Here is a 1,324-nt window from a genome sequence, read left to right on the forward strand (position 1 = left end):
GGCGCCGGCGGGAGGCGCGCTCAGCGCGATCCCCGCGGTGGCGACGGCGGTGGCGACCACGACTCCCGTCGCGGCCCACCGCCTTCGCCCGTTGAACGTTCGAAGGAACGACATTGTCCCGGATCTCCTTCTGTCAATGATGTTCGATCTGAACGAACGAGCACGCGTCAGGCGTGCACTCGAGTCGTTTCAGCCCGAGGTGTTCCATGCCGATCGAGCCGGTGAGCGCGAAGCCGTCGCCGAACGCGAGGTCCGGATCGCCCCGGACCTCACCGCGCGCCAACGCCTTCCGCCAGGCCTCGTCGACCCCTGGCCGCAGCACGATCAGCCCGAGTCGCTGGTAGGGCTCCTTCACGCAGGTGCCCCACTCGGCGACGAACGGCTCGTAGACCTTCGCCCGCACCGGACCGGCGAACGCGGTGAAGTCGTTGTCCCTGCGGACTTCCGAGCATTCACCGGTCAGGTCGTTGAGCCACGCCGCGATGCCACCGACGCCCTTGGTGAGGTCCGGGGCGGATCCGGCGCGCGCGACGAGGAGTGCGCACGCGACCGAACCCACCACCAGGAGGGCTACGAGTGCCCTCTTCACCCTGTGGAACAGGCGGAGCCGTTGAGCGTGAAGGACACCGGGTCCGTCACCGCACCGGTCGTGTTGGCGTTGAACCCGAAGTTCACCGAGCCACCCGCCGGGACGTCGGCGTTGTACGACGCGCCCTTCGCGGTGGCTTTCCCTCCGGCCACGGTGATCGTCGACGACCAGGCCTGCGCGAGTGTCTGACCCGCTGGGAAGTCCCAGACGAGCTGCCAGGCCGAGATCGCGGACGTACCGCTGTTGGTGATCTTCACGTTGGCCGTGAAGCCGCCGTTCCACGTGCTCGGTTTGGTGTACGCCACCGAACACGTCCCGACGGTGCCGGTTCTCACCGCCACACTCGGCGAGGCCGGGGAGACGTTGCCCGCCGCGTCGAGCGCGACCACGTTCAGGCTGTAGTCGGTGTTCGCGGTGAGCCCGGTGACCGTCGCGGAGTTGGTGCCCGAGGTCGCCACCACCTGGCTGCCGCTGTAGACGCGGTACCCCGTGACGCCCAGGTTGTCCGTCGCCGCCGGCCAGTCGAGCTTCACGGAGTTGCCGGTGATCGCGGACGCGACCGGAGTGCCGGGCGCGGTGGGCGGCTGCGTGTCCGGCACTCCCCCGCCGAACACGACGTCCGAGCAGCTGTAGAACGCCTCCGGACTGTCGGAGCGCTGCCACAGCGAGTAGATGATGTGCCTGCCGGACTTGTTGGGCAGCTTGGCCTGCCAGCTGTACTCACCGCTCGCCAGC

2 protein-coding genes are annotated in these 1,324 nt (G+C 68.9%); both read right to left on the bottom strand.

The genetic code is table 11. The features are described 5' to 3' along the window. Positions 1 to 133: 133 nt before the first annotated feature. Entirely contained in the window at positions 134 to 589 is a 456-nt protein-coding gene (locus tag UK23_RS47635) for a hypothetical protein (protein WP_156213906.1), read from the bottom strand. Continuing rightward, a partial coding sequence (locus UK23_RS47640; RefSeq protein ID WP_196778198.1) for a cellulose binding domain-containing protein occupies positions 586 to 1,324 on the bottom strand: 739 nt, incomplete at its 5' end. The genes UK23_RS47640 and UK23_RS47635, both read right to left, overlap by 4 nt.

It is taken from the genome of Lentzea aerocolonigenes (assembly GCF_000955955.1).
GTDB lineage: Bacteria > Actinomycetota > Actinomycetes > Mycobacteriales > Pseudonocardiaceae > Lentzea > Lentzea aerocolonigenes_A.